This window comes from Acetivibrio mesophilus, from assembly GCF_004102745.1.
GTDB classification, from domain to species: Bacteria; Bacillota; Clostridia; order Acetivibrionales; family Acetivibrionaceae; genus Hungateiclostridium; species Hungateiclostridium mesophilum.
In genome coordinates, this window is sequence record NZ_RLII01000015.1 from 30,159 (window position 1) to 56,044 (window position 25,886).

Annotated in this window: 25 protein-coding genes; 24 read left to right on the forward strand and 1 reads right to left on the reverse strand. The window is 39.9% G+C overall.

Translation table 11 applies throughout. The annotated features are described in order from the left end of the window. The first annotated feature begins 1,115 nt into the window (after nucleotides 1-1,115). Nucleotides 1,116-1,820: a nicotinamide riboside transporter PnuC gene (gene pnuC, locus EFD62_RS11315; protein ID WP_128706157.1), complete on the forward strand. Its 705-nt coding sequence runs from the start codon at nucleotides 1,116-1,118 to the stop codon at nucleotides 1,818-1,820. Next, entirely contained in the window at nucleotides 1,813-2,835 is a 1,023-nt protein-coding gene (nadR, locus tag EFD62_RS11320) for a multifunctional transcriptional regulator/nicotinamide-nucleotide adenylyltransferase/ribosylnicotinamide kinase NadR (protein ID WP_128706158.1), read from the forward strand. The genes pnuC and nadR overlap by 8 nt, the downstream gene beginning before the upstream one ends. Nucleotides 2,836-3,073: 238 nt before the next feature. On the opposite strand, the gene EFD62_RS11325 is transcribed toward nadR, so the two are convergent. After that, a complete protein-coding gene (locus EFD62_RS11325) occupies nucleotides 3,074-3,316 on the reverse strand; it encodes a PepSY domain-containing protein (RefSeq protein ID WP_069195901.1) in 243 nt (80 codons plus the stop codon). 231 nt (nucleotides 3,317-3,547) lie between these two features. Here EFD62_RS11325 and EFD62_RS11330 point away from each other — a divergent pair, with 231 nt between their 5' ends. The 22 genes from EFD62_RS11330 (at nucleotide 3,548) to EFD62_RS11435 (ending at nucleotide 25,871) form a co-directional block, all read left to right on the forward strand. Beyond that, nucleotides 3,548-4,234: a hypothetical protein gene (locus tag EFD62_RS11330; protein WP_069195902.1), complete on the forward strand. Its 687-nt coding sequence runs from the start codon at nucleotides 3,548-3,550 to the stop codon at nucleotides 4,232-4,234. Nucleotides 4,235-4,615: 381 nt separating this feature from the next. Continuing rightward, nucleotides 4,616-5,356 (forward strand): N-acetylmuramoyl-L-alanine amidase, encoded by a 741-nt coding sequence (locus tag EFD62_RS11335; RefSeq protein WP_069195903.1) that lies wholly within the window; start codon nucleotides 4,616-4,618, stop codon nucleotides 5,354-5,356. 247 nt (nucleotides 5,357-5,603) lie between these two features. Then, complete coding sequence (locus tag EFD62_RS11340; protein ID WP_069195904.1) at nucleotides 5,604-6,896, forward strand: O-acetylhomoserine aminocarboxypropyltransferase/cysteine synthase family protein; 1,293 nt, start codon at nucleotides 5,604-5,606, stop codon at nucleotides 6,894-6,896. Between the two features lie 216 nt (nucleotides 6,897-7,112). Continuing rightward, entirely contained in the window at nucleotides 7,113-8,159 is a 1,047-nt protein-coding gene (locus EFD62_RS11345; protein WP_069195905.1) for an ABC transporter substrate-binding protein, read from the forward strand. Between the two features lie 27 nt (nucleotides 8,160-8,186). Continuing rightward, complete coding sequence (locus EFD62_RS11350) at nucleotides 8,187-9,206, forward strand: ABC transporter permease (RefSeq protein WP_069195906.1); 1,020 nt, start codon at nucleotides 8,187-8,189, stop codon at nucleotides 9,204-9,206. Further along, on the forward strand, nucleotides 9,200-9,997 hold the full coding sequence (locus EFD62_RS11355) for an ABC transporter ATP-binding protein (RefSeq protein ID WP_069195907.1): 798 nt from the start codon (nucleotides 9,200-9,202) through the stop codon (nucleotides 9,995-9,997). Before EFD62_RS11350 ends, EFD62_RS11355 begins: the two co-directional genes overlap by 7 nt. A gap of 67 nt (nucleotides 9,998-10,064) precedes the next feature. Continuing rightward, nucleotides 10,065-10,226: a YezD family protein gene (locus EFD62_RS11360; RefSeq protein WP_083225265.1), complete on the forward strand. Its 162-nt coding sequence runs from the start codon at nucleotides 10,065-10,067 to the stop codon at nucleotides 10,224-10,226. A gap of 14 nt (nucleotides 10,227-10,240) precedes the next feature. Next, complete coding sequence (locus EFD62_RS11365) at nucleotides 10,241-11,578, forward strand: nitrogenase component 1 (protein ID WP_069195908.1); 1,338 nt, start codon at nucleotides 10,241-10,243, stop codon at nucleotides 11,576-11,578. 15 nt (nucleotides 11,579-11,593) lie between these two features. Next, entirely contained in the window at nucleotides 11,594-13,114 is a 1,521-nt protein-coding gene (locus EFD62_RS11370; protein WP_128706159.1) for a nitrogenase component 1, read from the forward strand. 22 nt (nucleotides 13,115-13,136) lie between these two features. Further along, nucleotides 13,137-14,027 (forward strand): radical SAM protein, encoded by an 891-nt coding sequence (locus EFD62_RS11375; protein WP_083225266.1) that lies wholly within the window; start codon nucleotides 13,137-13,139, stop codon nucleotides 14,025-14,027. Between the two features lie 27 nt (nucleotides 14,028-14,054). After that, the gene (locus EFD62_RS11380) at nucleotides 14,055-14,390 is read left to right on the forward strand and encodes a NifB/NifX family molybdenum-iron cluster-binding protein (RefSeq protein ID WP_069195910.1); all 336 of its coding nucleotides are present in this window, start codon (nucleotides 14,055-14,057) and stop codon (nucleotides 14,388-14,390) included. An 18-nt stretch (nucleotides 14,391-14,408) separates the two neighbouring features. After that, nucleotides 14,409-15,287: a nitrogenase iron protein gene (nifH, locus tag EFD62_RS11385; RefSeq protein ID WP_069195911.1), complete on the forward strand. Its 879-nt coding sequence runs from the start codon at nucleotides 14,409-14,411 to the stop codon at nucleotides 15,285-15,287. An 18-nt stretch (nucleotides 15,288-15,305) separates the two neighbouring features. Beyond that, nucleotides 15,306-16,781: a nitrogenase component 1 gene (locus tag EFD62_RS11390; protein WP_069195912.1), complete on the forward strand. Its 1,476-nt coding sequence runs from the start codon at nucleotides 15,306-15,308 to the stop codon at nucleotides 16,779-16,781. Next, nucleotides 16,778-18,094, forward strand: coding sequence for a nitrogenase component 1 (locus EFD62_RS11395; protein WP_069195913.1), 1,317 nt, complete (start codon nucleotides 16,778-16,780; stop codon nucleotides 18,092-18,094). Before EFD62_RS11390 ends, EFD62_RS11395 begins: the two co-directional genes overlap by 4 nt. A 26-nt stretch (nucleotides 18,095-18,120) precedes the next feature. Continuing rightward, on the forward strand, nucleotides 18,121-18,333 hold the full coding sequence (locus EFD62_RS11400; RefSeq protein WP_069195914.1) for a hypothetical protein: 213 nt from the start codon (nucleotides 18,121-18,123) through the stop codon (nucleotides 18,331-18,333). Between the two features lie 181 nt (nucleotides 18,334-18,514). After that, nucleotides 18,515-19,450 (forward strand): cysteine synthase A, encoded by a 936-nt coding sequence (gene cysK, locus EFD62_RS11405; RefSeq protein ID WP_069195915.1) that lies wholly within the window; start codon nucleotides 18,515-18,517, stop codon nucleotides 19,448-19,450. Between the two features lie 144 nt (nucleotides 19,451-19,594). Continuing rightward, on the forward strand, nucleotides 19,595-20,251 hold the full coding sequence (locus EFD62_RS11410; RefSeq protein ID WP_128706160.1) for a corrinoid protein: 657 nt from the start codon (nucleotides 19,595-19,597) through the stop codon (nucleotides 20,249-20,251). Then, the gene (locus tag EFD62_RS11415; protein ID WP_128706161.1) at nucleotides 20,251-21,369 is read left to right on the forward strand and encodes a uroporphyrinogen decarboxylase family protein; all 1,119 of its coding nucleotides are present in this window, start codon (nucleotides 20,251-20,253) and stop codon (nucleotides 21,367-21,369) included. The genes EFD62_RS11410 and EFD62_RS11415 overlap by 1 nt, the downstream gene beginning before the upstream one ends. Before the next feature lie 37 nt (nucleotides 21,370-21,406). Next, complete coding sequence (locus EFD62_RS11420; RefSeq protein ID WP_069195918.1) at nucleotides 21,407-22,474, forward strand: methylcobamide:CoM methyltransferase MtbA; 1,068 nt, start codon at nucleotides 21,407-21,409, stop codon at nucleotides 22,472-22,474. Then, nucleotides 22,434-24,110, forward strand: a complete 1,677-nt coding sequence (locus tag EFD62_RS11425) for an ASKHA domain-containing protein (protein WP_128706162.1) — start codon at nucleotides 22,434-22,436, stop codon at nucleotides 24,108-24,110. The genes EFD62_RS11420 and EFD62_RS11425 overlap by 41 nt, the downstream gene beginning before the upstream one ends. Before the next feature lie 11 nt (nucleotides 24,111-24,121). After that, nucleotides 24,122-24,778 (forward strand): DUF1847 domain-containing protein, encoded by a 657-nt coding sequence (locus EFD62_RS11430; protein WP_069195920.1) that lies wholly within the window; start codon nucleotides 24,122-24,124, stop codon nucleotides 24,776-24,778. A gap of 28 nt (nucleotides 24,779-24,806) precedes the next feature. Further along, complete coding sequence (locus EFD62_RS11435; protein WP_235832637.1) at nucleotides 24,807-25,871, forward strand: ABC transporter substrate-binding protein; 1,065 nt, start codon at nucleotides 24,807-24,809, stop codon at nucleotides 25,869-25,871. Nucleotides 25,872-25,886 lie beyond the last annotated feature (15 nt).

The following is a 25,886-nucleotide window of genomic DNA, read 5'->3' on the forward strand; positions in this document are numbered from 1 at the left end:
ATTTTAAATATCTTTTATGAATGAAGCTACTTGTATTCATTTTGATAGGATTGTAGTTTCCAACAATACAAATTATCCACTGACTAGTTAAATTTAGCTAAGAATTATGATAAAATTTTAATAAGCTTAAGTAAATTAAATGGAAGGAAATGAGAAGGGGGTTAGTATGAGAGAACGCAAAAGTTTATAAGTTTTATTTTGAGGTGCGCAAAAAATAAGCTTGATGAAAATTCAGATGCAGAAATACTTATTGTATTGACTAATGGGGATATACCCATATATGACTATAAAAGTGACAAGTTATTGAATTCTATTAAAATTTATAGAGTGGAGTAATTGATTTTGGTGAAATTTTTCATGGCTTTAATGTAAATTGCTTTTCAAGACAAAAATGACAATATGGATAGGGGGAGAAAAATGGCGTGGTGCCCTAAGTGTAACTTGGAATATATAGATGGAAGTAATGCTTGTAGTGGATGTGGAAGTCATCTTGAAGAAAAGCATATACAAATATACAGGCAGACTGTATATAAAAAGAATATGGTGCTTAAAGTTATTTTGATTTTATGTTTGCTATATGCCTTGATTGGATTTAAACTTTGGGTATTAAGTATGATAGATACAGATTGGAGTATTATAAGACCCTTGTGTTGCGGAGACTGTGACAAGGTATGGTATAGTCAATATTGGAATTCTTATTTTTGGTATACACTTCCGTTTGCTATAATGACTTTTCCTATTTATATAAATATTGGGAGTATTGGAAATTCACTAGTTATGTCAGTTTTAAATATATATTTGATTTTTGTTCCGTTACTGATATTTTTGATTTATACAAAGTTAAGGCAACTATATGGTAGAGTGCTGAGAAAAGTCAAAAAGTAAATTAGAGTTGCGATGGCACCATATTTCAGGCAGCAAGTCCATTGGAGTAAAGGACATGTTTACGAGGTATGATTGCCATATCCATTCATCGGGGTAAATCCGCTCACGGGTATTTGCAGCGGGTCTGGTTCATCGATGTTTCAAAAGGTAAATGTTCTACAATATCTTTTTTTATCATACATAATCTGATAATCTATTTATATTAATAAAATGAAGAATGGAAGGTAAACATGGAAAAAATCACTGCTTTTTTACGGGATGAACTGTCAGGCTGGAAGCCTTGGGAGGTTTTATGGATTATCATATCTACCGTAACAATTTTGTCGCTTTCTATATATTTAAACGAAAGCTTGATTGGAATTATTATGGCTATAACTGGAGTGATATGTGTTGTATTGACCGGCAAAGGTAAACTTTCATCTTATGTGTTTGGAATGGTTAATACTGTGCTATATGCTTATGTTGCCTATGGCGCAAAATATTATGGTGATGCTATGCTCAATATTTTATACTATGCTCCTATGAATGTAGTTGGTTGGGTGATGTGGAATAAGCATATAAGCGTGGAGACAAAAGAAGTAGAAAAGAAAAGGCTGAAAGGAACTGGGATCGTCAGTGTATTTATTGGCTCTGCCATAGGGATTTTCCTATATGGTTTGATTTTAAAGAGGATGGGAGGAAGCCTTCCTTTTGTAGATGCTTTAACCACAGTATTTTCTGTTGTTGCACAGATTCTATGTGTAAAGAGATATATGGAACAGTGGATACTTTGGATTATTATTGATGTAGTTTCGGTATACATGTGGGCAGTAGCTTTTATAAACGGAGGAGAGAGCATTGCAACATTAATAATGTGGAGCATTTATCTGTTAAATGCTATTTTCATGTTTGTTAAATGGTATAGAGAAAGCAGGAGGAGTGAGGCAAATGTATAACGTTGGGATATATGGAGGGTCTTTTAATCCTCTGCATCTAGGACATATCCGATGCATAATTGAAGCGGCGAATCAGTGCAAGGAATTGCACATCATTATCAGTTGCGGCTTAAATCGGAACGAGATACCGCCGAGAATACGGTATCGCTGGATTTATCAAGTGACAAAGCATATTGGCAATGTAAAAATACACTTTCTTGAGGATGATGCCCCTGATAAGATTGCTTATTCAAAAGAGTATTGGCATAAAGATGCACAGAAAGTAAAAGATATGATAGGACAACCGATTGATGTAGTTTTCTGTGGAAGCGACTATGATGAAAATAGTTTTTGGAAACGGTGTTATGAAGAAAGCGAGCTTTATATCATCAAACGAAATGGAATTAGTTCGACAGAGGTACGAAAGAATCCTTATGCTAATTGGGATAGCATTCCAAATGTTGTGAGAGAATATTTTACTAAAAAAGTTCTGCTTATTGGTGGTGAAAGTACCGGAAAATCAACGCTTACAATAAATTTAGCAAATTATTATAATACTAATTATATTGACGAAGCCGGAAGAGAAATTTCAATGCGCTCAGGAACAGATATGCTTATGCTACCAAGTGATTTCACCGATATCCTTTTGACGCATAAAATGAATGAAATAGAGGCAATTAAACATAGTAATAAAGTTTTGTTTATTGACACAGATTGTTTGATTACCAGATTCTATATTGATTTTCTGGACGATGCGCAAAATGAAAAACAGAAGAATAAGGCGCTGGCTGATGCACTTTCAGATTTAAACCATTACGATTTGGTTTTTTATTTAGAGCCCGACGTGGAATTTGTACAGGATGGCGACAGAAGTGAAGTTATAGCCGCCGATCGGCAAAAGTACGGAAATCAAATAAAGAAACTATTTGATGAGCGCGGTATAAAGTATATTAGTGTTGGTGGTAGTTACCATGAGCGCTTTCTTCGTGTGACATCGGAGGTTGATAAGCTACTCGGTATTAATAGGATAGAATAGAGAAGGTGGTTTATTCTTAAAGGCTTTGGGCTTAATGACAAAATGCTGAAGAAGGATAAGCTATTTGAAGTAAACAAAGGGGTTTTTAAGACATTGGGATTTTCTCTTGGCTGCTATGCCGGAGGCACCAATGCTGCAAAACCCTATTTTTATTGTATGAAGACACATATCAATTGTAGAGGAGACTTTCAGTGGATTCTTTACATTAAGAAAATTGTATTATACAGCCTTCATAAGTTCAATCATTATCAAAATCAATATCCACTATTGCCCCGTTGGCAGCATTTACTTTTACTTCGTAAACTCCATATGCTGTTCTGATATTTACTTCATAAACCAATATGCCATTCTCAGTGTCCATTTCTACTCTGATTACCTGTCCTGGAATACGTTGCAAGGCTATTTGTACGGCGTGTTGCTGGGTAATTAGCCTATTGTACCAAGGGTTATGCCAGTAACTGGCCCAAGGGTTATATGGCATATAAGATTACCTCCTTTCCGAGAGAATGTTTACATAATACATAATATGCAAATCTAAGTACTTTAGTGTTGGGGAGTGTCCGGAATGGACAAATGATTTTACACATCTATAAAAAACTAAAAGATTAATATAAGCCCAGAACTATATAGTTTAAATTTTATAATCAAAATTTAGTCCCACATATGCTATATACGCACTATAATAAAATATAACTTATCAGAAGGTGGGAACATGATAAGAATAAATGATGTTTTTGCAATTTTATTATTGATATTGCCAGGGGTCTTAACTGAAAAAATAGTCCGCTTTTGCGGAAGTGCCAATGAAGAAGAAAAGCAAAGTGATTTTAAAAGCACTATGAATGGCATACTATATAGCTTGCCGATTATGCTTTTTGTAGGAGTTATCGTAGACTATTTTGAGGGCTTGGACAGCATACCCGAAATATTTGATGCTTTTAGTTCTATCCGTTTTGTAATGGTATTTGCGGTAATGTCAGTTACTACTTCAATTATTTTTGGTATTGTTATAGCGTGGTTTAAAAGAAAATATCAAAACCCCATAAGGGCATTTGTACAGAAAAAAATATTTAGAAAGAATATATTGACCAGCGAAGATACCTGCTGGGAATCATTTTTTTCCAGCAGAGATTCTATGTATCTAGAAGTAATTCGAGATGGCGAATCTTATTTTGGCTTTCATACTCAATTTTCTTTGAATGATGAGGAAAAGGAGCTAATACTCCATCCAATAAAATACTTGGATTATTATCCTGAAGAAGAGATACGGCCATTATTTCAAGACGTAAATAGAATCTTTATAAATTTTGAAAAAAATATCGTAATCAAGGATTACGATACCACAAAATATATAGAATGGTTGAAAGGGAAAGTAGAAAGAGAAAATACTATTCCTTAGGTTTTGGTGGTGGGGCTGGCGGAGGATTAATTGGAGTTCCGGACCGTGTTCCTCCGTTTGGTTTATCTGGCATTTAATAAGCCCTCCTTTTTTATGTTCAACGTCTATCCATAAAGTATATGCCATGAATATATCATAAAAGCACTGGCGTAATCCTTGATAATGAAAAGCGTGATCCGATAGATAAGGGCAGGGTTATGCTACCTTCTAAACTGTTTCTCAAAGCTTGTAGCTGAAATAGAATTGTTTTTGCCGGTTTATTTACACCATATGTATAATTGCATCATATTTTATAAGAGAATTATTATTTTGGATAGGGTGGTAGTTTGGAAGGGAAGGTGCCTTTAGACACAGCATATAACATTGGAGGCGGTGATAATAATGGATTTAATGGCCTGGGCTAAAGAAAATATTCAATTCGTGGGAAACTCACACACCAACAAGTCCAGCCGACAGCAGCGAATTCCCGAAATGATAGTTAACCACATATCGGAAGGAACTATATCTAGTTTGATAAGTTGGTTTACATCCCCCAGTAACACAGTATCCAGTGCCCATTTTGGGGTAAGTAAAACAGGTAACATATATCAGTTTGTTGCTATAGAGGATTGTGCATGGGCTAATGGGCTGACATCCGGAATAGAAAACGCGACAGCTGAGCTGGTGCTAGAGAAAGGTAAGTCTGAAAATCCCAACTGGTATTCGGTAAGCATTGAACATGAAGGGATTTGGGCAGAAACAAAAGGTGCATTAACTCTTGAGCAGTTAGAGGCAACAAAGATGCTTCACAGATACATAATTGAATATGTAAAAGATAAATACGGCCATGATATTGAGCCGTCGGCAAAAACTATAATTGGACATTATGATATAGACAAAAACGAAAGACCCAACTGTCCTGGGGAACTATTTCCGTTTCGGGAGATAATCGACTTTTTGACCTATTATGGACTGCCCTTTAAAGACATAAAAGACCACTGGGCTGAAGACCTGATAGTTGATGCATATGAGCAGGGCATAATAAAAGGTTATCAGGATGGAACCTTCAGGCCCGATGCGCCAATGAGTAGGGCTGAAGGAATCGCTCTTGCGATGGCGATACTGAAAAAACTAAAGAATTAATTATCCAAAGGGTTGTGAAAAGTCTCATTGTAATCTTACAGGGACTTTTCTTTTTTTAAACACGAGTAAATAAATATGAAAAATAACAAATAAAGTATTGACATTTGATTAGTTATGATTTAAAATAAAATACAATAAAACATATATGAGAACTAAGGATTAGAGTTGACCAGAAAACTGGAGGCTAGGTAATTCACTTCGAAGTGGAAACAATGCCTCTTATTTTTTTACAAGGAGATGATGGTAATTGAGTAAAAGAGAGTTTGGATTTGATACTCTACAGGTTCACGCAGGCCAGGTGCCGGACCCTGCGACAGGTTCTAGGGCTGTTCCGATTTATCAAACAGCATCATATTCAATAGAAAACCAAGAACGTGCAGAAATCTTATTTTCACTAAAGGAATTTGGATATACATATACAAGAATAGTAAACCCAACAAATGAGGTGTTGGAGCAGAGAATAGCCGCGTTAGAGGGAGGTTCTGGAGCTTTGGCTCTTGCATCCGGTTCGGCGGCAGTTACATATTCAATATTGAATATTGCCAAGGCTGGAGATGAAATTGTTGCTGCAAGCACTTTGTATGGGGGCACATATAATCTGTTTTCCATTACTTTACCTGACCTTGGAATAAAAACTATTTTTGTGGATCCCGATGACCCTGAAAACTTCAGAAAGGCTATCACAGAAAAAACGAAAGCACTTTACATTGAGTCGATAGGAAATCCCGGGATTAATATTATTGACATTGAAAAGGTAGCCGATATTGCCCATCAAAATGGAATTCCTCTAATTGTGGACAATACCTTCGGAACGCCTTATCTTATCAAACCCTTTGAATACGGGGCAGACGTTGTAGTCCATTCGGCAACAAAATTTATTGGCGGCCATGGTACCTCCATAGGTGGACTTATAGTTGATGGGGGAAAGTTTGACTGGTCTAAAAGCGGGAAGTTTTCGGGATTTACAGAGCCGGACAGAAGCTATGGGGGTCTTAGGTTTTATGAACGTTTCAAGGAGACAGCATACATAGTAAAGGCTAGAGTCAAGCTTTTACGAGACACCGGTGCAGCTATAAGTCCCTTTAATTCATTTTTGTTCCTTCAAGGCTTGGAGACCCTTTCTCTGCGGGTACAAAAGCATGTATCCAACGCTCAAAAAATAGCAGAGTTTTTAAAGGAGCATCCTGCTGTTTCATGGGTCAATTATCCGAGCCTTCCTGGCAATAAATATTATGATCTGGCTAAAAGGTATTTTCCCAAGGGCGCGGGTTCTATTTTTACCTTTGGCATAAAAGGTGGAGTTGATGCAGCCAAGAGGTTTATTGATAACCTTGAAATTTTCTCACTTCTAGCAAATGTTGCAGATGCAAAATCATTGGTAATCCATCCTGCAAGTTCAACACACGCACAGCTGTCGGAGGAGGAACAGCGATCGGCAGGAGTACTGCCCGACTTAATTCGTCTTTCCATAGGTATAGAAGATGCAGATGATTTGATTTTCGATTTGGATCAGGCTTTAAGAAAGGCAACTAACGTCTAAGGTTATTGAAGTTCCCAATACTGTTTTAAATAAGTTCCTAAAAGAGTTTAGGAATTTTAAATTAATAAAAACACGACTAAACAAGTATGAATACTAATGAAAGTGGATGGAGATATGACTGAATTTACAAAGCAGCTTTATTGTTCAAAACAATTGGTAAGGGAAGAGTATGAAATACTTGAAGAAATATAACAAATTAAGGGGGAGGATTTTAAGATGAAAAGAAGGGTTTTGTCGGTAATTGCTATAGTTGTGTTGCTTACTTTGGTGTTGTCGGGATGCAGAAAAGAGGAAAATACATCGGGGAGGGATGTCACAAAACACACAGGATCAACAGCGGTAAGTCCCGATGATGGCTCAAAGAAATTGAAGAAGATAACGGTATCCTATGCCGGAGGAACATGCGAAGCACCATTGTTTGTTGCATACCATAAAGGCTTTTTCGAGGATGAGGGCTTAGAGGTTGAGTTCGTAAAAGCAGATTTCGAAAAGCTAAAAACCGGAATAGCTTCAGGAAAAATTGACGCATCTGTGGGTAACTTCGCATGGTTTAAAGCTATTGAACAAGGCTTGAAGGTTAAGCTTACTGCAGGAATTCACGCAGGATGTATTGTAGCCGTGGCACCGCCGGATTCCGGTATAAAAAGTGTTACAGACTTAAAAGGCAAAACCATAGGTGTGGAATCAATAGGCGGAGGACCAATGATTATTCTGTCCTTTGAGCTTCAAAAAGCCGGGGTCGACCCTAAAAAAGATGTTCAGTGGAAGGCATTTCCTTCTGCGCAGCTTGAAACGGCGATAGACAAAAAGGAAATTGATGCCTTTATCACTTGGGACCCGTTCGGAACAAAGCTTGTCAGGGAAAAGAATTATCTTGCCTTGGTTGATATAGCCAAAGATGAGCCCTATAAATCCGGATACTGCTGCTATACTGTGGTAAGTGAAAAGCTGGTAAAGGAAGATCCTGATGCTGCAGCCAGATATACCAGAGCAATCTTGAGATCCGCTGAGTGGGTAGGTGAAAATATTGATGAAGCCTCTAAAATTGAGGTTGAAAACAATTATGTATCTGTTGGTGTAGAGGAAAATGCAGATTTCCTCAGAGGCTATGTTTGGAGACCGGGTGTAAAGGGCGCTAAAGAAAACATCAAATTCTTTATTCATGAACAAAAAGAGCAAGGTATACTTGATGCTTCTACCGATGAAACAGAATTATTTAACAAGATATTTGCAGAAGTCATACCTGACTTTAATGGAAACTAAATAAATCCTAAAAGGGGGGATAAAACAATGGCTGTAAATCAGTTAAACTACTCCGAAAATATCAGCATACATACAAATGAGGGTATAAACTGCAAAACAAGAAAAGCATTTTTCCCAATAATATTTTTACCGCTACTTGCTTTTGCATTAGCCCTGCATCTTCATCTAACCGTACCGAACAATCAGGAATTAAGCATCCGTTACACATATGCAGCAGTTTTAGTGGCAGCAACAGCTTTGTATTCGATACTATGCTTGCTTTCGTTAAAGATTGAAATACTCTCACAGAAGCTTAAACATTTTGTACCCCTTATTACGGTGGCAGTCTTGTTAGTGGAGCTATGGGACCTGGTAACGCTGAAGCTTGCATTGCTTGAACTTCCCTACTTTCCGGGGCCCGACAAAGTCCTCTCGGTATTTAAGGATGATTGGCAACTGCTTCTTAAAAGCACATTATATTCTTTGAGGCTTATGTTTATAGCCTATTTAATAGGAGTGCTTCTCGGATTGGTTACAGGTATAACTATGGGCTGGAGCAAAAAGGTCAACTACTGGGTAACACCATTTCTTAGAGTAATAGGCCCTGTTCCTGCCACCGCATGGATTCCAGTAGCAATGGTAGTTTTTCCGACAACTTTTTCGGCAAGTGTATTTCTGATTGTTCTTGCGGTTTGGTTTCCGGTGACGGTTATGACCAGCTCAGGCATAGCAAATGTGAGAAATTCCTTCTTTGAAGTAGCCAGAACCCTTGGGGCTGATAAGAAATATCTGATATTTAAAGTTGCCATACCAGCAGCCTATCCAAATATATTTATCGGATTATTTATGGGAATGGGCTCTTCATTTCTGACCCTCATAGTAGGGGAAATGATAGGTGTAAAAGCCGGGCTCGGATGGTATATCAACTGGGCGCAAGGCTGGGCGGAGCTTCACAAGGTATATGCAAGTCTCATTTTAATGGCAGTAATATTCTCAAGCCTTTTGACCTTGTTGTTCAAGGTTAAGGACAAAGTTCTAATCTGGCAGAAGGGGCTGATAAAATGGTAAATTCCCGAAAGATAGATTCCGGAAAGCTAGAGATTAAAAATGTAAAACGCACTTTTGTGGATGTTAACGGCAATGAAATTGTGGCGCTAAATGATGCAAGTCTTACAGTAAATGAAGGAGAATTTGTTTCCCTAGTTGGCCCCAGTGGCTGCGGTAAATCAACTTTACTTAGGCTCATAGCAGGACTTGATAATCCAGACTTGGGAGAAGTGCTGCTTGACGGGACAGCAATTTTGGGTCCGGGGTATGAAAGAGGCTTGGTATTTCAAGATCCAACACTTTTCCCGTGGCTGAATGTAAAAAATAATGTGGCATCGGGATTAATTGCAAGAAAGGTCTATAACAAAAAGCAAAATGAGGTGCAGGACTATATTAATCTTGTGGGCCTTACCGGCTTTGAAAACTCTTACCCTCATCAATTGTCGGGAGGAATGGCTCAGCGTGTGGCCCTTGCCAGAGCCCTTGTAAACCACCCGAAGGTGCTGTTGTTGGATGAACCGCTGGGAGCATTGGATGCTTTTACCCGGATGCAAATGCAGGATGAGATTTTGAGAATATGGCAGGAGCGCCAAATCACCGTTGTTTTAGTAACCCATGATATAGATGAGGCAATCTATATGAGCGACAGAATTATAATTATGACACCACGGCCGGGAAAGATTCAAGAGATAATAAATGTCGAGATTGGAAGGCCAAGAAGGAGAAACGATCCCGACTTCTTCAGAATAAGATCAAAAATCCTTGAACTCTTGAATTTTGCCAAAGAGGAGCAATTAAGCTATTATCTCTAATCGCTCAAATAAACCTGGGGTTTCTTATACGATTTAAAAATCTATAAAGTGTTTGGGGGAAGTATCTATGTCAGAGATAAATAAAAGTGATAGAAGAGCACTTACTGAGGAAGATACAAAAAGACTAATTCAAATCATCAATAATATAAAATTCGGAACAGTCACGATTATTATTCAAGACGGCAAGGTGATTCAAATTGAAAAGAATGAAAAAATAAGGCTTGTCTAAAGGTGGGGTTATAAATGGGGAAGTTTGTTGATCGTCCAAAATATATTTGTGCAATGGGAGGTGCCGTTGCTACACTTAATGCCTTGCCCGGTGTTGTTCCTATACTTCATGCAGCAGCCGGGTGTGGATTCAATATATCAAATGCAATTAATGGAGGCGGCGGCTATGTGGGAAGCGGATATTGCGGAGGCCAGTCGCTACCAAGCTCAAATGTTTTTGAAAAGGAAATTGTTTTCGGCGGTGAGGGAAGGCTCGAACAGCAGATTTTAAGCACAATGGAAATTGCAGAGGCAGATATTTATTTTGTCATTACAGGCTGCATGGTGGAAATGATAGGAGATGATGCGGTATCTGTAGTTAAAAGGCTCAACAAGGGCAAGAGGTTATTTGCTGCCGATACCGGAGGGTTTAGAGGAAACTCTTATAAAGGCTATGATATTGTTTTGTCAAAGCTCTTCAGTGAGTACGTCCAAACCGGTCTTGAAAAGGATGAAAGGCTGGTTAACCTCTGGGGCATTGTACCTGTACAGGATGTTTACTGGAAGGGAAACTTAAGGGTTTTAAAAAAGCTTGTTGAAGGTCTGGGGTATAAGGTCAACACATTTTTTGGAGAAGATGAAACCCTTGAGGACTTAAAAGAATCGTCAAAAGCAATTCTAAATATTGTTGTCTCGGATACATACGGGATTGATGCGGCCAAAACCTTTAAAGAAGTGCATGACACTGATTATATCACCACTGATTTTCCCATTGGAGACCATGGAACAGCAAGATTTATTAAAGAAGTGGGAACAGCCCTTGGTGCAAGTAATGAAGTAATCAATGCGCTTATTAAAAAGGAAAGAAAAAGGTATTACGGGTACTTAGAGAGGGTTGTGGATGCCTATAGCGATTTTGATCTTCAAAGATACGCAGTTATTGTAGGGGATGCAAATTATACTCAGGGACTTACAAGATTCCTTTCCGATGATTTGGGCTGGCTTCCTGAATTGGTTATTATAAATGATTTGCTGGAGGAAGAACAAAAGGAATTCTTAAGAAGGAAATTTAGTGACTATGAATCGGGGATAAAGCCTGAGTTGGTATTTGATACAGATGCCTCTAGTGTATTGAAACATATAAACCGCCATTGGGAAGTGAATAAAAACCCCAGATATTATGATTCAATGACTCCAGCTTTTCTCATCGGCAGTAGTTTTGAAAAAGAAACTGCCCAAAAAATTAAAGCTCAACACTTAAGTGTAATGTATCCGGTTTCCAACCGTGTTGTTTTGGATAGGGCATACGCAGGCTTCGAGGGAGCACTTACATTAACGGAGGATATTTTCAGTGTGCTTTTGGAGAGTAGATGATGGGAGGATTTATCAATGGAAAATAGAGTATACAATTATCTCAATGAAAAAGCTCCGCCGGTAAGGGAGGACAGACTGAAGGCCTGCAGCGCCTTTGGCGGAAGCTGCTGTGCCCTTTCTGAAGGAATCAGGAAAGGTTGCCTTAACGGAACAAGAAGGCAGTTTTCGCAAACCCAGGGATGTACGCTTGTTTTGAGCCTGGCAATTCTAAATACCGTACGCAATGCAGTTATTGTTGTGCACGGCCCTATCGGGTGCGGTGGAGGCAATATTTTCTTTGCCGGGATTTCAAAGATGTTTAAGCAGCTAAGAGACCCAAAAGCTGAAGGACTGATTTGGATTAACACCAATCTTGACGAGGCAGACAGTATATCTGGCGGAGAAGCAAAACTCAAAGAAGCAATATTATTTGCAGAAGAAGAATTCCGGCCTGAGGCAATTATTGTAGTAAACAGCTGTGTTCCTGCCATTATCGGGGATGATGTGGAAAGTGTGGCTAAGGACCTGCAAAAAAGGATAGCAGCAAAAATAGTAACAGTACATTGTGAGGGCTTTAAAAGCAAAATTATGGCGACAGCTTATGACTCGGTTTACCATGGGATACTTAGAAATCTCGTAATCGGTAATGAAAAGCCTCAAAAAGACTTTATAGATGACGAGGAGAGATACAAAGCAGAGCTTGTAAAAAGCAAAACCGTAAATCTTTTAAATGTTTCGTCAATGAGTCATAGCGATGAATTGGAGCTTAAGCGTATACTGGAGGCTTTAGGACTAAAGGTCAGGATTCTTCCTTGTTATTCGACTCCTGAAGACTTTGAAGAGATTCATGAGGCGGCCTTGAACGTAAGTATCTGTTCAACCCATGATGATTATTTTGTGGGGCATTTGAAAGAACATTACAACATACCCTATATCCTTGAAACCATACCGATAGGCATTGAAAATACAAATAAATGGGTGCTGGATATTGCTGAGCATTTCGGTCTTCGCCAGGAGGCACAGAGGTTGGTTGAGTATGAAACCCGAGAACTCAATAAAGCACTGGAACCATATAAAAAAGCCCTTGCCAATAAAACCGTATTCTTGGCAGGAGGAGAAATAAGGGTTCTTGCAACTGCAGAGCTGTTGCAGGACTTGGGGCTCGAGGTTTTGGGAATGAAGGGCTATCACTTTGATGAATTTGGTGAAAAGCTGATTCCGACGGTAAAGAACAATGACAAGATGGTCTTTAACATAGCAACAGGTCAACCCTTTGAACAATCCAACCTCTTAAAGAACCTTAAGCCTGATGTATATGTAGGGCATGTGGGCGGAAATGTGTGGGCTGCCAAGCAAGGCTTGCCGGTATTCCCTATTTTCTCGCAGGCAGTAAACTATATGGGATACTCAGGGGTATTTGAGGTGGCACGAAGATTAAACAGGATACTAAAGAACAATTCTTTTAATAAAAACATTTCAAAACATACAAGGCTTCCATATTATGACAGTTGGTACGAGGAGGATCCGTTTAAATATATTGAAAATCAGGGGAAATGAAGAAAATGGGAGGCGATTTAAGATGGTATATGACAGCGCGAATTTAAATGTTACGATGCGCCCAGAGCTTCGCCGGCATCCATGTCTGGATGCCGGAAGCCATAATAAATACGGAAGAATTCACTTGCCGGTAAGTCCTATATGTAATATACAGTGCAAGTTTTGCCGCAGATGCTTTAACAAATGGGAGGAACGACCCGGAGTGACCAGAAAAATACTTTCCCCAAAAGAAGCCTTAACTATAGTGGATAGAGCTTTAGAATTATGCCCTCAAATTACGGTTGTGGGTATTGCCGGTCCCGGGGACTCTCTTGCCAGCAATCATGCCATTGACACTTTCAGGGTGGTACATGAAAAATATCCTGAGCTGATTAAGTGCCTTAGCACAAATGGTCTGATGCTTCCGGATAGGGCAAAGGACCTTGTGGAGGTGGGGGTTAGTACCTTGACAGTTACTGTTAATGCTGTAGATGCTGATATATTGTCCAATATCTGTACACATATAGTATGGGATGGAAAAGTTAATTATGGGAAGGAAGCAGCATTAAGGCTCCTCGCTTCTCAGACCAGAGGAATATGGGAAGCGCACAAGAGAGGAATCTTTGTAAAAATCAATACTGTTTTAATACCGGGAATAAATGATGAACATGTGGGTGACGTGGCAAGGACTGTAGCCGGACTTGGAGCGAGCAAAATCAATATTATACCTTTGATTCCCCAATTCGAAATGGCAGATATTGAGGCCCCCGATTGTGCGATGCTAAATAAAGCAAGAGAGGATGCGGAGCAGTATTTAGAGGTGTTCAGGCATTGCACCCACTGTAGGGCTGACGCATGTGGAATACCGGGAAGTAATGAGGATTTGGCCGATAGGCTTTATGAGCAAAGGATAGAAACATTTTCCCACGGATAACAGGTTTATGAAAGAAGGTTTTATTATATGGGTTATAAGGTGGCTGTTGCAAGCAGTGATGGGAAAGTAGTAAATACCCACTTTGGAAGAGCATTGAACTTTTTGATTTTTGAAATTAATGAAGATGGATGGGAGTTTTTGGAGTCCAGAGAAAATCGTCCTGCATGCTCTTATGGTGAACATAGTGAAGGTGGGCTATTATATTCAGCCGAACTACTTGCCGATTGTAAAATTGTTTTAGCGTCTATGATTGGATCCGGAGCAATACAAGTACTTGAGCAGAAAGGAATAAAAGCTTTTGCTGCGGCCGGATATATTGATGAGCTGTTGGATAGATTGGTAAATCCCAAAATAAAAATCTAAAGGTTAGGAGTGTTTAAATTGGCAAATAAAAAGATTAAGCAGATAGCTATTTACGGAAAAGGTGGAATCGGAAAATCCACAACCACATCCAATATAAGTGCAGCTTTGGTAAAACAGGGTTTTAAAGTAATGCAGTTTGGATGTGACCCCAAAAGTGATTCCACCAATACTTTAAGAGGTGGTAAATATATACCTACAGTTTTGGACACATTGAGGGAAAAGACCACAGTAAAGGCCAGTGAGGTTATACATGAAGGATTCGGCGGAGTGTACTGCGTTGAAGCAGGAGGGCCGGCTCCAGGAGTTGGCTGTGCCGGAAGAGGAATAATAACTGCTGTCCAATTATTCAAGCAACAAAGGGTTTTTGAAGAGCTGGATCTGGATTTTGTAATATATGATGTCCTTGGAGATGTGGTTTGCGGAGGATTTGCCGTTCCCATCAGGGAAGGTATTGCAGAGCATGTATTTACAGTATCGTCAGCAGATTTTATGGCTGTTTATGCGGCAAATAACCTTTTTAGAGGAATACACAAGTATTCAAATGCCGGAGGTGCCTTGTTGGGAGGCGTCATAGCCAACTCAATAAATGCCCCCTATGCCAAAGAGATAATAGATGATTTTGTCAAACAAACAAAAACCCAGGTGGTAGAATACGTTCCAAGATCGGTCACTGTCACGCAAAGTGAGCTTCAGGGCAAAACCACAATTGAAGCGGCTCCAAATTCAGAGCAGGCAAAGATATATACAAGACTTGCATTAAAAATTGCGGAGCACACTGAGTCAAAGGTACCTGAGCCTTTGGATGTCCATGAGCTTCGGGAATGGGCTTCTAAATGGGCGGATCATTTGCTGGCCCTTGAAACGGGTGAAGTCACAAGCAAAGCGTCTTGCATTTGAGAGGAGTGGGAGATTTCTATGGGGGTCAGTTTTAGAGGAAGAGAAAGTGAAGCAAGGGAAAGCAGGCTAGGCTCAGTTACAGGATATTGCGGTACATTAAGGGGGCTTTATGCCGAAACTGGCTGCGGCGGGCCTTCCGACAGGCAAAGATGCTACAGCCAGGCAAGCTTGTGCAGTGCTGCCTGCGCTTTGTCCATATTAAGCTATATTACCGATGCCGCTATAGTTCATCATTCTCCGTCAGGATGTGCTGTGACAGCTATGCAGGTCAGCAACAACAAGGATCAACTTGCAGCAAAATTAGGTCTTGATAACTCAAAGTCCTGCTATGTTTGCACCGATATGAATGAATCGGACACAGTTTTTGGAGCAACCGAAAACCTGCGTGAAGTGGTTTTGGAGACCTACAGGAGATATAAGCCCAATGCAATTTTTGTGGCCGCTTCCTGTGTAAGCGGTGTTATCGGGGAGGATTTGGGAAGTGTTGTGGAGGATCTGAAGGAGGAGTTGGATATTCCGATAGCGCCAATCCATTGCGAGGGGTTTAAAAGCAAAATATGGGCATCGGGATTTGATGCAGCCTTTCACGCAATTTTAAATTCTATTGTTAAACCACCGGAGAAAAAGCGCAATATTGTGAATGTTATCAATTTTTTCGGTGGAGCAAGAAAGGAAATCACAGAAATATTTAAAAATCTTGGGGTTGAGCCTTTGTTTTTGCTTTCAAATACAAATATAGAGCAGCTTTCAAGACTGTCTGAATCAGTAGCCACAGTAAGCACCTGCGGAACTTTGGGGACTTACCTTGGCAACGGACTTCAGGAAAAATACGGTGTACCTTATGTGAGATCCCTTCAGCCTCATGGTATTGCAGGCTTTGAAAGCTGGCTTGTGGAACTTGCGAAAGCTTTGGGGAAGGAAGCAGAGGCCCGAGAATATTTAGCCCTCGAAAAGGAGAAGTATCTTCCGAAAATTGAGGAAGCTAAGAAAAAGCTTACAGGTCTAAGAGCAGTTATAGGCATGGGACCGGGCTTTAACTTCAACACCACCCGTGCATTACAGGAACTGGGGATAGAGATTGTGTATTCTGCGGCATGGCATTTTGATAAGCAATATGATGATGGCTTGGCACCGGCTGCATTTAAATACTTGGTGGATCATTCACCCAATGATTATAATCTCTCTGTCAATGATCTTCAAAACCAAGAGCTTGTAAACATATTAAAAAGGGTTAAGCCCGATATTTATTTTTCCCGTCATGTAGGCTCTACTGTATGGGCAATGAAGTTGGGGATTCCGGCACTTTGTGTGTATGACGAATATGCAATATTCGGATATAGGGGCCTTCTTAATTTTGCTTATTCTATTTTGGATATAGTGACCAACAGAAGCTTTACAGAGAATCTATCTAAACGTGTTAAGCTTCCTTATACCGACTGGTGGCTAAAGCAAAATAACAGTCATTTCCTTATAGATGGAGGTGTTACGGCTTGATTAAAATATTGGATCAACCCAGATATGTTTGCGCTTTGGGTGCAATGCAGACTGTTCAAGGCATTTACAGAGGAGTTCCTGTACTGCACGCAGGACCGGGCTGCGCAGGAAAGCTGGCAGCGGGGATTGCAGGCAACAATGGAGATTCGGGATATATATCACCTCAGATTTATCCATGCTCCAACGTAACCGAGAAGGAGATAATATTCGGAGGAGAAGAGCGCCTTGCCGAAACTATTGAGAATGCACTTCGGGTGGTGGATGGAGATATTTTTGTGGTTCTCTCGGGATGCACTGCTGAAATTGTTGGAGATGATATAGCTAAGGTTTCAAGCCGTTTTGCAAATATGGAAAAACCCGTGGTGTATGTTGAAACTGCAGGATTTAAAGGGAATAACCTTGAAGGCCATGAATGGGTGATTAATGCCATAATAGAGCAATACCTTGCCAAAAAGCCTGTTAAAGAGAAAGTGAAAGGGCTGGTTAATATCTGGGGCCCTGTCCCCTCCTATGATCCTTTCTGGGTAGGAAACATAAGGGAGCTGGAAAAGCTTTTAATTGAGATTGGACTTACTCCCAATGCAATTTTTGGCGAGTACAGGGGAATTGAAAATATAGATAAGATTCCCCAGGCTGAGTTCAATTTGTTGGTTTCACCATGGGTTGGGCTTAAAAATGTTAAACTGCTGGAGGAAAAATTCCAGACACCTTATCTGCATTATCCAACACTTCCCATAGGCGCATTTGAAACCGGCAAGTTTCTAAGGACGGTGGGCAAGTATGCGGGAGTAGATGTTGAGGTTGTTGAGGCTGTAATTGAACGCCATGAGAAGGAGTATTATTACCATATTGAAAGAACCTCGGATGTATTTCTTGAAAATAGAACCATGTCAAGGCGTTTTTCCACTGTAACAAATGCCACCGATGCCTTGGCCATTTCCAAGTTTTTAGTGAACGATTTTGGACTTGTACCCGAGAAGCAATACATAACCGATGACACACCTGAAGAATACAGGGACAGTATCGAGAAATATTTTACAGAGTTTGAATATGGCATAGAAGCTAAGGTAACCTTTTCAAAAGATGCCTACCGGATACATGAGGAAATCCGCAATTGCGATTACTTTGGCCCACCTTTAATTATCGGAAGTATTTTTGAAAAGAAGCTCACCAAAGAGCTTAGTGGCAACTTTCTGGCGGTATCTGTGCCCATAAAGGAAAGACTAATACTACACAGCTCTTATGTAGGATATCATGGAGGGCTGAGACTTTTAGAAGACATTTATACCTATGTTTTAAAGCAATTTAATTAATATGATGAGATTAAGGAGTGAGGTAAATGAGTCTAATAAGAAATAAGAAAATAGTTGCAATTATCCTTGGGGTCATAACCATTTTTATAACATTGGCGATTTTAGCAAGTTTCAGACTGCACAATATTCGTGCTATTGGTGCTGATGAACCTGAGATTCTGCATCAAGGGGAAGATGAGATTGATTTAAGCAAAATAAATATAGATGACAGTATGCCGGATTGCTGCCATGCAAAATAGGGTTTAAACACGAGTAAACCTATAGAAATAAAAATATTTTTGTGGATAGTATTGACAAAAGAGAAATTATAGAATAAAATTAAACCATACAAAACATATATGATTAATGCGAATTAATGAAACGGCTAAAATCTTAAGAGGTCGGGAAAGAAAAGCGAATAAAATATTAGGAGGCGATTTTATGTCAAAGATTGCAAAAAATTTAACCGAACTTATCGGCAACACACCCTTGTTGGAATTGTCAAATTACAACAACCAAAACGGTTTGGAAGGAAAAGTTATTGCAAAACTAGAATCCTTCAATCCGGCAAGCAGTGTTAAAGACCGGATAGGATATGCAATGATCCAGGATGCCGAAGAGAAGGGGCTTATCAATAAGGATACGGTAATTATCGAACCTACAAGCGGAAACACAGGGATTGCTCTTGCTCTTGTGGCAGCGGCAAAGGGGTATAAACTAATAATTGCTTTGCCGGAAACCTTCAGTATTGAGAGAAGGAATTTGCTAAAAGCCCTTGGTGCCGAATTGGTTCTGACTCCCGGAAGTGAAGGGATGCCGGGAGCTATAAAGAAGGCGGAAGAATTGGCAGCACAAACCCCCAATTCCTTCATACCCCAACAATTCAAGAACCCGGCCAATCCGGAAATACACAGAAAGACTACTGCCGAAGAGATTTGGCGTGATACTGATGGAAATGTGGACATTTTTGTTGCAGGAGTTGGCACAGGAGGAACAGTCACCGGTGTGGGCGAAGCTTTAAAAGCTAAAAACCCAAATATTAAGGTGGTTGCAGTAGAGCCCTTTGATTCACCGGTTTTATCGGGAGGTACTAAAGGACCCCACAAGATTCAGGGAATAGGAGCTGGCTTTGTTCCGGATATATTTAATAAGGACGTAGTTGATGAGATCTTTAAGGTTAAAAATGAAGAAGCTTTTGAAACTTCCAGAAAACTTGCAAGAACGGAAGGACTCGTTGTGGGAATTTCTTCAGGAGCTGCTGCTTTTGCAGCGACGCAAATTGCTAAACGGCCGGAGAATAGAGGCAAAAATATAGTTGTTGTGCTTCCTGATACCGGCGAAAGATACCTTTCTACACCTTTATTCCAAGAAGATTAAATTACAGGTGTTAACTCTGGAGAGAAAAGAGAAATCAATTATTTCATACAATAGTATAAATTATGTTCATGGGAGGGTAACCTCCAAAAATAATCAGCTAAACACGACTAAAATGATATGTTTACTATTCTAGGAGGTTGCAAAATGTCAGTAGGTAAAGAGGAGTTGTTTAAAGAGCTGTCGGATGCAGTAGTTAATATGGATGAAGATGAGACTGTCCTGCTTTCCACAAAGGTCATTGTTGACGGATATGATGCCTATGAAGCAATTGACAAAGGCCTTGCCGACGGTATGGATAGGGCGGGGAAGCTATTTGAGGAAGAGGAGTATTTCATTCCCGAGTTATTAATGTGTTCCGATGCGATGTATGCAGGATTGGATGTGCTAAAGCCCCATATAAAATTAGATAGCGAGGGTGAAAGATATAGGGTTGTAATTGGAGTTGTCGAAGGAGATACCCATGACATCGGTAAGAACTTGGTAAAAATAATGTTGGAATCCGCAGGCTTTGAGGTTTTTGATCTTGGCAGGGACATTCCACCTATACGGTTTGTTGAAAAAGCAAAGGAAGTCAACGCTAAAATTATCGCCCTATCTACTCTGATGACTACTACCATGGATGGAATGGAGGAAGTAATTAATATATTAAATCAGCATAACATAAGAGACCAATATAAAGTAATGGTGGGTGGAGGGCCTATTTCTCAACGGTTTGCGGATAAAATCGGGGCAGATGGATACTCGGTCAATGCTGCAGAGGCTGTGAGACTGGCAAGGAAGCTGGTTGGAGGTGCTGCCTAGTGATTAAAGACCAAATGACTCCTATTGAAAGAATGGCTGCATACAATAAAGGACAGCAGATAGATAGGCTCCCCTGTGTGCCGATTGTAGGCAACACCGCTGCGAGGGTAATAAATGCCAGAATATCAGAGCTTAGAGGTAACGGCAAATTGATCGCCAAAGCTCATGTTGTAGCCTACAAGTTGTTTGGATATGACGTCATAAGGGTTTTTACAGACTTATATGTTCAGGCGGAGGCAATGGGTGCAAAAATACATTACCCCTATGATCAAACGGCATATCTTGAAGTTCCTGCCATTGATGATATCTCAGAGATTGATTCATTAGAACCTGCAGATCCATATAAGGACGGCAATTTGCCCCATCATATTGAGGCCATGAAAATAGTAGCGGAAGAGGTGGGCAATGAAGTAACGGTAACAGGGCCTGTCACATGCCCTTTTACCAATGCGTCTTTTCTGATAGGTGCCGAAAACCTTGTTAGACTGACCCTTAAAGATCCTGATAAAGTACATAAATTATGTGAGATATCTTTAGAAACCAATTTGAGATATGCAAAGGCAATTATTGATGCGGGATGTACACCAAGCCTCACCGATGCAATGTCTTCAAACACTGTAATAAGCCCCAAGCAATTTAAGGAATTCTCATATCCGTACTTGAAAAGATTGATTGATTATATTCATTCAAGGGGCAAAAGCGTAACTTTACACATTTGCGGAAAGACAAATAAAATATGGGAGCTGATGGCCGAAGCTGGTGCCGACTGTATAAGTATTGACAATGATGCCAACCTTCTTGAAGCAAAGCAAAAAGTGGGCCATAAAGTAAGGCTGATGGGAAATATAAAACCCTCGGAAACTATGCTTCAAGGAACGGTCTCCGATGTAAAAAAAGCCGTTTTTGAATGCATACGTCAGGCTTATGATAGCCCAAAAGGCTATATTGTGGCTTCGGGATGCAGTCTTCCTACAGAGACGCCCTTTAGAAATATTCATGCAATGATGGATGCGGTAAGAGAAATCGGATATCCTCCCAATGAAGATGTATTTAATTACATGATTTACAAGGGGCATTTTCCATCGCAGTATGACTCTTATTGTTCAGATTATATTTAGAGGTTGGTGCAAGTATGTATGCTGAGAGGAGAAAGAAATGAGTATTATAAGTCCCAAGGAGAGAATACTAAGAGTTTTAAATAAGGAAAAGGTCGATCGACCGCCTGTAATTTGTCCCGGAGGCATGATGAACGCTGCGATTGTGGATGTTATGAAAAGTACCGGTCATACCCTTCCGGAAGCGCACCATGATGATAAGCTTATGGCGGAGCTTGCGAAGGATATATTTAAATATACGGGCTTTGAGAACTTTGGCATTCCCTTTTGCATGACTGTAGAAGCAGAGGTATTGGGCAGCGAAATAAACTTTGGAACATTAGCTTGTGAGCCAAAAATCGAAAAAGAAGTATTTGATTCGGTATCGGATGTAGTATATCAGGATATCGGCAAAATACTTAAGAAGGGCAGGATAGAATCTGTTATTCAAGCAGGCTACCTACTGTCTAAAAGAAATAAGGATGTGCCTGTTGTGGGGAATTTAACAGGTCCTTTGAGCACCTCTGCATCTATTGTAAATCCTATATCCTTTCTCAAGGAGCTGAGAAAAGATAGGGAAAATGCCCATCGGGTAATAAATTATGTCACGGATTTTCTGATTGAATATGCAAAACTTATGATAGATAACGGTGTGGATTTGATATCTATAGGCGATCCCACTGCAACGGGCGAGATCTTAGGGCCGAAGATGTTTGAAGAATATGCATTAAGGTATCTAAATAAGCTGATCGATGGAATACATTCCTTTAAGGTTCCCGTAATTGTACATATTTGCGGAAATATAAATACGGTAAAACGTTTTATTCCCTATATCAAGTCTGATGCAATCAGCACGGATGCAATAATAAACCTTCGGATATTAAAGGATGAGTTCCCTTCTCTTACAACAATGGGCAATTTAAGCACTTTTCTTCTTCAATTCGGTAACCCTGAAAAAGTCGCAGACCAGACAGAGCGCCTGTTGAGGGATGGAATTGATATTATATCACCGGCTTGTGGCTTAAGTACGTCATCTTCAATTCACAACATACGAGCCCTGACCACAACGGTAAAGGAGCATAGCAGTTATGGCAGAAGTAATATTTTACCCGCAAAACAAATCCATTAATGTCAAAGAAGGGACCACTATTCTTCAGGCAGCCCGCAATGCAGGGGTAATAATAGAATCTCCGTGTAACGGTGCGGGGACTTGCGGAAAGTGTAAAGTAAGACTGGATAGGGAATCTTTGCAGAAGGTTTTAGCCAAAGGCAAACATCATCTTTCCGAAGATGAAGAAAAACAAGGCTATGTACTGGCCTGTGAAACACAAATAATCGGAGATATCAAGGTTTATGTAAGTGAAAATCAGCAAAACAGCACGTTGAAAATTTTAAGCAGGGGGCAGAGTTTTGATATAAGCTTGGAGCCCTTGATAAGAAAGGAATATTTCATTGAAGAAAACCTTACCAAGGTGTTTGCCGGAAGAAACCAATTGGGGATGGAGGTTGGAGATACAAGAGAAAAAAATTATGGAGCTGTTGTTGATATAGGGACTACTACCTTGGTGGTTTCTCTTGTGAACTTAAACGACGGAACCGAAATAGGTACTTCTTCATCCTTAAATCCACAAGCTGTCCATGCCCAGGATGTATTATCAAGAATCAAGTTCTCATCAGATGCCAAAGGACTTGGGATTATGTATTCCGGTTTGATACATGAGATTAACTTTATGATTGGTGAAATAGCTTTTAGCGCAGGTATCAGTCAAAAAAATATATATGAGATTATCTTTAGCGGCAATACATGCATGATTCATTTGGCTTCAAATACCAGCCCCGAAGCCTTGGGAAAGTATCCGTATACTCCTAAAATAAATGGTGCGGCATATCTTAGTGCTTTACAACACAATATTGATATTTCACCTTTTGGAATTATATATTTGCCTCCGATTATATCGGCGTATGTAGGGGCTGACATTGTTTCCGGAGTTTTGGCATCACAGCTTCATAAGAAAAAGGGTATCACTTTATTTATTGATATAGGTACTAATGGGGAAATGGTAATAGGTCTAAACGGAAATCTTTCGGCTGCATCCACGGCGGCAGGGCCTGCCTTTGAAGGAATGAACATAACTTGTGGCATGAGGGCCGGCAAAGGTGCAATAGAGTTTTTTGAAATTGATAAGCACGGGAGTATTAATATTAAGGTTATCGGTGAAACGGAAGCGACAGGAATCTGTGGAAGTGGGCTATTGGATATAGTGGGCGAGCTTGTAGCCCATGGTGTTATTAAGAAGAATGGCAACTTCGTTGACCCGGAAAGCACAAATAATTTATACCCGGCTCTAACGGAAAGATTGGTAAAACAGGACGGAAAGTTGACTTTCAAAATTACCGACAAGGTTTTCCTTTCTCAAAAAGATGTGAGGCAGGTTCAGCTTGCAAAGGGAGCAATAAGGGCCGGAATTGAATTCTTGCTGGAAAACAAGGGTGTAAAAGTTACTGAGGTGGATAAAGTGCTTATTGCCGGTTCTTTTGGATATCACCTCAGGGGAAAGAGCCTTATAAATATAGGTCTTCTTCCAAAGGAGTTTGACGGGAAAATTGAATTTATCGGCAACACTTCATTGTCCGGTGCCAAAGCCTTTCTTTTGAATCGAACTTACAGAGGAAGAATGGAAGAAGCGGTTAGAAGTGTCGAGGTGTTGGAGCTGGCAAATCATAAGGATTTTGACAAGGTCTTTGTCAAATGTCTAAGTTTCTAAGGGGAGATAATATGAAGAATAGAGATAAAAAAATGAGCTGCTCCGATTGCGGAGTGTTAAATTGCTATAGACGAGAAAAGAGTTTTCCGGACTTTTGCCTGACTACCAACATATCGGAGAAAGAAATTGAGAAAGTTAACGAACTCTACAGAAATGATAGCCTAGTCTCTAAAATATCCCATGCAGCAGCAGAAATTGAAGGTACTTATTATGGGAAGCTTACAAGGGTGGAGGAGATTATTGCATTTGCCAAAAGGATTGGAGCAAAGAAAATAGGAATTGCCACCTGTATTGGTCTTATGAATGAAGCAAAGATTTTTACCAAGATATTAAAAGCAAAGGGAATTGAAAGCTACAGCGTCATTTGCAAGGTTGGGTCAACGGATAAAACAGAAGTTGGAATTTTGGAAGAGCTAAAAATCCAGAAAGGATGTCACGAGGCGCTGTGCAACCCGATTTTGCAGGCGAAGCTGCTCAACAAGGAGAAAACGGATCTCAATGTAATTGTAGGGCTGTGCGTGGGGCATGATTCATTGTTTATTAAATACTCCAAAGCCCCAGTAACGACCCTGATAACCAAGGACCGGGTATTAGGACATAATCCGGCGGCAGCCCTATACACCAGCGGATTCTATTATAAAAGGCTTCTTGAGGAAGGCGATATTTGAAAAATTATTAATTTTACGGAGGGAAAAAATGAAAAAGAGAATTTTGATAAGTTTAATATCATTACTGCTTGCAAGCACGTTGTTAAGCGGATGTGGGGGACAGAGGGCACAAAAAGCCGGCTCAGAAGACCCGAAGGAAAAAAAGGAATTAAAGAAATTTAGTATAGGCTATCTGGCTTCTCCGGGTCATGTGCTTTATTTTGTAGCAAAAGAAAAGGGATTTTTCGAAGAAGAAGGACTGGATGTAGAGCTGTTTTTGTTTACAAACTCCGGGGAAGGCTTAAATGCCATTAGCTCGGGAAAAGTAGACGCTGGTTCCTTTGGTACAGCTGCACCGTTAACTTTCATTTCAAAAGGTACTGATTTTACCATCTTTGGCGGACAGCAAACTGAAGGACATGGAATTGTGGCCCTTCCGGAAAAAGCAAAAGAGTTTACAGATTTAAACAGCTTTAAAGGTAAAACGATTGCTACTGTAAGACTTGCTACGGGAGATGTTATTTTCAGGGCTGCATTAACAGAGGCAGGCATCGACTGGAAAAACGATCTGACAATTAACGAATTGGATTCACCGGCAGCGGTGATTGAGGCTGTCAAGAAAGGAAGTGTCGATGCGGGTATTGTATGGACTCCTTTTATTAAGCTGGGGGAAAAGCAGGGACTTCAAATAGTAAAGTATTCAGGAGACTTGGTCAAGATGCATACTTGCTGCCGTCAGGTTGCCCTTTCTTCTAAAATAAAGGAAAAACCCGAAGACTTTGTAAGGTTTGAAGCAGCCTTGATAAAGGCATATAAATTCTATCTGGAAAATCAGGATGAAACGGTTGATATTATTTCAAAATATGCAAAGGTAGACAAAGATATTATAAAGGAAGAAACGTACGGCGGTCATATATATAGCATACCCGACCCTGATAAAGATGGAGTTATAAAGTTCTGGGATCTTATTAATAAGTCCGGATATATTACCTCTGATCTCAATATTGAAGATTACATAGACACATCAATTTATAAGCTTGCCCTTGAAGATGTTCTTCAGCAACATCCGGACGATGCAGTTTATAAAAAGCTTAAATCAGATTTTAAGGAGTAAAGGGGAAGTAAAATT